Here is a 6,684-nt window from a genome sequence, read left to right as displayed (position 1 = left end):
GGGGGCTTGCGGCCTCAGCAGTCAAAGTCCCCCTCAGTCGGCCTTCGCCGACAGCTCCCCCAGCGGGGGAGCATCTAGGTCTCAGCTCTCGTCGATGATCTTTTCCAGGGCCTTGGGCCCCGAGATCGCGCAGTTCATATCCGTCACCAGCCCGTTGGCGATCGAGTAGACCCAGCCGTGAACGCAGATGTCCTGGCCGCGCGCCCAGGCGTCCTGGACGAAGACGTCGGAGGCGACGTTGCGCACCTGGCGCACGACGTTCAGTTCGATCAGCCGGTCGAGGCGCTCGTGGTCATGCAGCGCCTCCAGCTCGACGCGGTTCTCGGCATAGACCTCGCGGATCGGGTGCAGCCAGTGATCGACCAGCCCCCGGCGCTTACCGTCCACCGCGGCGGCCACGCCCCCGCAGCCATAGTGGCCCACCACCATGATGTGCTTCACCTTCAACACATCGACCGCGAACTGCAGCACCGACAGGTAGTTGGCGTCCTGCGGCGGGGCCAGGTTGGCGACGTTGCGGTGAACGAACAGCTCGCCCGGATCGAGGTTGACGATCTCGTTGGCCGGCACCCGGCTGTCGGAGCAGCCGATCCATAGATATTCCGGGCTCTGTTGCGCGACCAGGCGCTTGAAGAACCCCGGATCGACAGAGAGCTTTCCAGCCGCCCAGATGCGGTTGTTCTCTTTCAGGTCTTCAAGCATGGACGGCGTCCGGTTGTTTGTCGGGATGGGCGGCGGCGAAGGCGGGATGCTGGGCGGCGTGATCGGCGGCGGCGCGGATCGCGGGGAACGGGGTCAGGTCCACCTCGAAGCGGCGCGCCGAATAGACCTGGGGCACCAGGCAGCAGTCGGCGATGGTCGGCTGGTCGCCAAAGGCGAAGCCCTTGCCGTGCTTGGCGATGACCGGCTCCAGCCCGGTGAAGCCGTCGATGATCCAGCCTTGGGTCCAGGCCAGGATGCCGTCCTTGTCGATCCCCATCTTGTTCAGGGCGCGGCCGACCCTGGTGTTGTTCAGGGGATGGATGTCGCAGGCGATCACCCCGGCGATGGAGCGCACCGTCGCGCGGTCCAGCGGCGCCTGCGGAAGGATGGCCGGGTCGGGATAGGTCTCTTCCAGCCACTCCAGGATCGCCAGGCTCTGGGTCAGCACCTGGCCGCCGATGTCCAGCGCCGGCGTCAGGCCCTGAGGATTGACGGCGCGATAGGCCGGCTCGCGCTGCTGGCCGGCGATCAGGTCCACGGCCGCATAGTCGTAGGCCACGCCCTTCAGGGCCAAGCCGATACGCACGCGGTACGGAGCCGTCGCACGCCAGGCGCTGTGCAGTACGAATGTCATGCGGTCACCTCGAAACTCAGCTTGCCCACACCCTCGACCTCGCCGGTCACGACGTCGCCGACCACGAGAGGACCAACGCCCTCCGGCGTGCCGGTGAAGATCAGGTCGCCGGGCGCCAGGGTCCATAGCTTGGAGGCCTCGGCGATGATTTCGGCGACGTTCCAGATCATGTCGGCGACCGCGCCCTCCTGGCGCAGCTCCCCGTTCACCGTGATGGCGATGCGGCCCTGCGGCGGCGGCCCGTCCCAGCGGCGGATCGGCGACATCGGCGCCGAGGCGTCGAAGCCCTTGGCGGCCTCCCAGGGGTGGCCTTTGTCCTTGGCGGCGTTCTGCAGGTCACGGCGCGTGAGGTCGACGCCGACCGCGTAGCCGTAGACGTGCTCCAGCGCCTGCTCGACGGCGATATCGCGGCCGCCGCTTTTCAGCGCCACCACCAGTTCGATCTCGTGATGCAGGTTCGCCGTCCGTGACGGATAGGGCACGGCCTGGCCCGGCGCGACGAGGGCGTCTGCCGGCTTGGCGAAGAAGAACGGCGGGTCGCGGTCATCGCCCCCCATCTCCTTGCGATGGGCGGCGTAGTTGCGGCCCACGCAGAGAATGCGCCGAACGGGGAAAACGCCTGCCTCCCCCTCGACAGACGCGACGGTGGGCGCGGGCGGCGGCAGGACGTAGGCGGTCATACCGCCGCCATACGCCCGCAGGCCCATCCTGTGAACCCCCGCCGCCTGCAGCCCCGCCTGTAGCATTGACAGACGCGGGGTCATGACGGTCCAAGCGAAGCGGCGAACAGATCTCCAAGAGGGGCCAGACGTGACGGATGCAGCTAACGAAGGCCCGCTGAAGGGCCTGCGGGTCATCGAGATGGGCACCCTGATCGCCGGGCCGTTCTGCGGTCAGATCCTCGGTGACTTCGGCGCCGACGTGATCAAGATCGAGGACCCCAAGGTCGGCGATCCGATGCGCCAATGGGGCCGCAGCCTGCCCAAGGGCCTCTCGCCCTGGTGGCCGGTGATCGGTCGCAACAAGAAGTCCGTCGGCCTGAACCTGCGCACGCCCGAGGGCCGCGCCATCGCCGAGACCCTGATCGACGGCGCCGACGTGCTGATCGAGAACTTCCGGCCCGGCACCATGGAAAAATGGGGTATGGGCTATGAGGCCCTGGCCGCCCGCAACCCGCGCCTGATCATGGCCCGCGTCTCCGGTTTTGGTCAGACTGGCCCCTACGCCACCCGCGCCGGCTATGGCCTGATCGGCGAGGCGATGGGCGGCCTGCGCCACGTCACCGGCGAGCCGGACCGCCCGCCAGCCCGCGCCGGCATCTCCATCGGCGACAGCCTGACCGCCATGCATGCGGTCATGGGGATCACCATGGCCATGCACGCCCGCGAGCGCACCGGCCGCGGCCAGGTGGTCGACGCGGCCCTCTATGAGAGCGTGCTGGCGGTGATGGAAAACCTGGTCACCGAATACGACCTGACCGGCTACGTCCGCGAACGCTCAGGCTCGGTCCTGCCCGGCATCGCCCCGTCCAACGTCTATCCCTGCGCCAATGACGAGATGATCCTGATCGGCGGCAATGGCGACACCGTCTACGCCCGGCTCTGCGAAACCATGGGCCGGCCCGAATTGGCCGTCGATCCGAAGTTCGTCGACCATGCGGCGCGCGGCGCCAACCAATCCGAACTCGACCAGATCATCGGCGCCTGGACCAAGACCCAATCACTGGACGAGCTGCTGGAGTTGCTGGAAGCCAAGGGCATTCCGGCCGGCCGCATCTTCCGCGCGCCCGACATGCTCGAGCACGAGCAGTTCAAGGCGCGGGAGTCGATCGTCGAGACCGACCATCCGGTGTTCGGCAAGATCAAGATGCAGAACGCCTTCCCCAAGATGTCGGAGACCCCCGGCGCGGTCCGCTGGCCTGGCCCCGAGCTGGGTCAGCACACCGACGAGGTGCTGGCCGGCGCCGGCCTCACCGCCGAGGCCATCGCCGAGCTCCGGGCCAAGGGCGTGGTCTGATCCTAAAATTCGCCGCGAGCGTCGCTGCGCACGTCGTCCACCCGCGTCTGCGCGTAGATCTCGCCGCGCCGGGCGAGCGCGCGCCAAGGCTTGGCCTTGTTGAGCGCCACGTCCAGGTGAGGTGCGTTCCGATCCAGATCAGCGACCACGACGCCCGAGCTTCCATCATCCGCGCAGCGCGCCAGCCATCGCCCGTGCGGGCCGATCACGCCTGAGGCCATCGCGGGGCTGCACTGGGCCGGAACGCTGACCGCGAACCAGCAGTTGGTCGCCGCGGCGTAGGCCCGGGCCATCACCCCGAACATCGGGTCTTCCGAAAAGCTGGAGAACAGGACGACGTCGGCGCCGCGCGCGGCGTAGTCGAGGAACAGTTCTGGAAATTGGATCTCGATGCAGAGCGACAGGCCAAAGCAAAAGCCGCCGAGTTGGAACATCACCGGGTCCAGCCCTGGCGTGTACCAGCCGGTGACCTCAGTATGGGAGAGCCGGCGCTTGTCATAGCGAGCGGCCAGGGCGCCGGCCTCGTCGATCACGTAGAGACTGTTGTGCGGGCGGTTCGGCGCGGTGAGCCGATGGTTAGCGCCGGCCGCCACCCAGATCGAAAGCTCGGCGGCCAGGGCCGCGGTCTCCTCGAGCTCCGCCTTCAGGCCGGCCCAGTCGACGGCCCATCCGGCCAGCCTCACCTTGCCCTCGCCCGACGGATAGCCGGAGATCGCGCCCTCCGGGAACTGCACCAGCTGAGCGCCCATATCGGCCGCCTGGCGCATCAGCCGGCGGACCTCCCGGCCATTGGCGTGGTGATCGAGACCGACCTGGCTCTGGCCGACAGCGACGCGCAGAATCTGGTCCATATTCCTCCCCGATCGACACCGAGACTTCGGGGCGCCAAGCGGCCTGTCAATGCAAAGCCGGGTTGACCGGGGCGTCCAAGGCGCCGCCCCATGGCGACAACCAGGGGGAAACCGCTCAATGCCCGTCGCGACCGTGAACGGCCTTTCGCTCTATTTCGAACGCGCCGGATCGGGCGAACGCCTGCTGTTCATCTCCGGCACCGGCGGCGACCTGCGCAACAAGCCCAACCAGTTCGATGGTCCGCTGGCCCGGGCCTTCGACATGATCTCCTACGACCAGCGCGGCCTGGGGCGTTCAGATAAGCCGGACCTACCCTACAGCATGACCGACTACGCCGATGACGCCGCGGCGCTGATGGAGTCCCAGGGCTGGGACGCGGCGCATGTGGTCGGGGTTTCGTTCGGCGGCATGGTCGCCCAGGAACTGGCCTTGCGGCATCCCCGGAAGATCCGCCGCCTGGTGCTGGCCTGCAGCTCGCCCGGCGGCGCGGGCGGCGCCTCCTATCCCTTCCACGAGATCGGCCACCTGACCGGAGAGGCCAGGGCCAAACACCTGACGCCGATCTCCGACACCCGGCGCGACGACGCCTGGGCCAGCGCCAATCCCGAGACCTACGCCAAGGTCATCGCCCTGACCTCGGCCGATCCCTTCGCCGATGAGCCCGGCCGCCGCGAAGGCGCCCAGCGCCAGCTCGAGGCGCGCGCCGCCCACGACACCTGGGAGCGCCTGCCGCAGATCGCGGTCCCGACCCTGATCGCTGGCGGACGCTATGACGGCGTCGCCCTGCCCGAAACTCAGGAGCGCATGGCCGCTCGCATCCCCGGCGCCGAGCTACGGATGTTCGACGGCGGACACCTGTTCATGATCCAGGACCGTACGGCGGTTCCGGCGATGATCGAATTTCTGACGCGCTAGCTCTTGGCCAACAGCGCGGCGACGGCGGCGGCCACCTGGGTCACGTCGTAGGGCTTGCGGATCACCGGCGCATCGAAACCGAGCGGCGCGCCGCCCGCCTCGCCATAGCCGGTCGCGAATACGAAGGGCACGCCCCGAGCCGCCAAGGCCTCGGCCACCGGCGTGACCGAAAGACCGTTGAGGTTGGCGTCCAGCACGGCCGCGTCGATGGGGCCGTCCAGCAGGGTCATCGCCTCGGACAGTTCATAGGCCGGACCGACCACCTCGGCCCCGGCCTCGGAGAGCCCGGTCTCCAGCTCCAGCGCCAGCAGCACCGCGTCCTCGACAATCAGGACCCGCGCCCCGCGCAGGTCCGTCGAGCCGCTGACGAGGGGAACGGCGGCGGCCAGCCGCGGGGCCGGTGCGTCGGGCACGGTTTCGGGACGTTCGACCACCGCCGCCGGCCCAGCCCGCAGGCGGGCGCGCACGCCGGCGCGGCGATACTCGACCTCGGCCTCGCCATTCAGCTCTCGCCCGGTCACCTGGCCAAGCAAGGTGGCGCCGAAACCCCTGTGGGTCGGCAGCGGAACCGGCGGGCCGCCGCTTTCCGTCCAGAACAATTCAAAGCCGCCGTCGGCGATACGATTCCAGCGCACATCGACCCGGCCGCTCTCGTTGGACAGCGCGCCGTACTTCACGGCGTTGGTCGCCAGTTCGTGCAGGGCCAGGGACAGGGCGTTGGCCGCTCGCGGCGTCAGGAAGAGCTCTGGCCCCTCCCACCGGGTCTGGCCCGGCGCGATGCCGCCCAGCTCGGCGGCGGCCAGATGAGCGATGGCGGCCCCGCGCCAGCGCGCGGCGGTCAGCAGTTCGTTGGCCGAGGCCATCGATTTCAAGCGCCCGGCGAAAGTCTTCAGGAAACTGTCGAGAGACGTGGTCCGCTTGGCGGTCTGCTGGGCCAGGGCCTGGACCGCCGCCAGGACGTTCTTCACCCGGTGATCCAGCTCCGACATCAGGGCGCGGCGGCGGTCTTCCTCCAGCCGGCGGTCGCTGACGTCCTGGGTTACGCCGCAGACCCGCACCGGCCGGCCGTTCTCATCGCTGACCAGCACGCCCGAGGAACGCACCCAGACGATACGGCCGTCGTCCTCGCGGATCCGCCGATACTCGGTCTCGAAGCGGCCCTCGGCGCGCATCGAGGCTTCCATGTACTTGCGGGTTTTCTCGCGATCCTCGGGATGCACCCCCCGATAGAGCAGCGCGCCCTTGTCGGCGGGCGTCTCGCCGGCCGGCAGTCCGGTGATTTCGGCCATGCGTTCGCTGACGTGCAGGACGTCGCGAACCATATCCCACTCGTATTCACCCAGGCGTGCGGATTGCAGCGCCAACTCTAGGCGCTCACGGTCCAGGTTCGATTCAGCGGCTGGCGTCGCCATACGTGACCATAAAGCTGGGTTCGAGCGGAAGCGACAGGAACCACAAGTTGTATGCCTTGTTTTGATAGACGCGTCCCAAACGGCTTTCCGCACGCCCTGGAACCGCCTATTGTCTTTGACGTTCCGGCAAGGCTCACATGCCATCCTCAAGAC

The 6,684-nt window shown here is 68.5% G+C and carries 7 protein-coding genes; 2 read left to right on the top strand and 5 right to left on the bottom strand.

The window, feature by feature from the left end; genetic code table 11:
* Positions 1-81 precede the first annotated feature (81 nt).
* The 3 genes from ASE02_RS02185 to ASE02_RS02175 are packed head-to-tail and all read right to left on the bottom strand — an operon-like array spanning position 82 to position 2,016.
* Complete coding sequence (locus tag ASE02_RS02185; protein WP_056730713.1) at positions 82-702, bottom strand: carbonic anhydrase; 621 nt, start codon at positions 700-702, stop codon at positions 82-84.
* The gene (gene maiA, locus ASE02_RS02180; RefSeq protein WP_056730711.1) at positions 695-1,336 is read right to left on the bottom strand and encodes a maleylacetoacetate isomerase; all 642 of its coding nucleotides are present in this window, start codon (positions 1,334-1,336) and stop codon (positions 695-697) included. The genes ASE02_RS02185 and maiA overlap by 8 nt, the downstream gene beginning before the upstream one ends.
* Positions 1,333-2,016: a fumarylacetoacetate hydrolase family protein gene (locus ASE02_RS02175; RefSeq protein WP_056730739.1), complete on the bottom strand. Its 684-nt coding sequence runs from the start codon at positions 2,014-2,016 to the stop codon at positions 1,333-1,335. Before ASE02_RS02175 ends, maiA begins: the two co-directional genes overlap by 4 nt.
* Before the next feature lie 130 nt (positions 2,017-2,146).
* Between ASE02_RS02175 and ASE02_RS02170 the strand changes: the two genes are divergently transcribed.
* Entirely contained in the window at positions 2,147-3,352 is a 1,206-nt protein-coding gene (locus tag ASE02_RS02170) for a CaiB/BaiF CoA-transferase family protein (protein WP_255354007.1), read from the top strand.
* A 2-nt stretch (positions 3,353-3,354) separates the two neighbouring features.
* Here the strand turns inward: ASE02_RS02170 and ASE02_RS02165 are convergent, their stop codons facing one another.
* Positions 3,355-4,203, bottom strand: coding sequence for a carbon-nitrogen hydrolase family protein (locus ASE02_RS02165; RefSeq protein WP_082601834.1), 849 nt, complete (start codon positions 4,201-4,203; stop codon positions 3,355-3,357).
* Between the two features lie 118 nt (positions 4,204-4,321).
* Here ASE02_RS02165 and ASE02_RS02160 point away from each other — a divergent pair, with 118 nt between their 5' ends.
* Positions 4,322-5,119, top strand: coding sequence for an alpha/beta fold hydrolase (locus ASE02_RS02160; protein WP_056730708.1), 798 nt, complete (start codon positions 4,322-4,324; stop codon positions 5,117-5,119).
* Here the strand turns inward: ASE02_RS02160 and ASE02_RS02155 are convergent.
* Positions 5,116-6,531 carry an HWE histidine kinase domain-containing protein gene (locus tag ASE02_RS02155; RefSeq protein WP_056730706.1) on the bottom strand — a complete coding sequence of 472 codons (1,416 nt, stop codon included), beginning with the start codon at positions 6,529-6,531 and terminating at the stop codon, positions 5,116-5,118. The two genes, ASE02_RS02160 and ASE02_RS02155, sit on opposite strands and share 4 nt — an antisense overlap.
* Positions 6,532-6,684: the final 153 nt, after the last annotated feature.

Source organism: Phenylobacterium sp. Root700, assembly GCF_001429025.1.
Lineage (GTDB): Bacteria > Pseudomonadota > Alphaproteobacteria > Caulobacterales > Caulobacteraceae > Phenylobacterium.
Note: the sequence above shows the minus strand (reverse complement) of the source record. Positions and strands in the feature narration are given on the sequence as shown.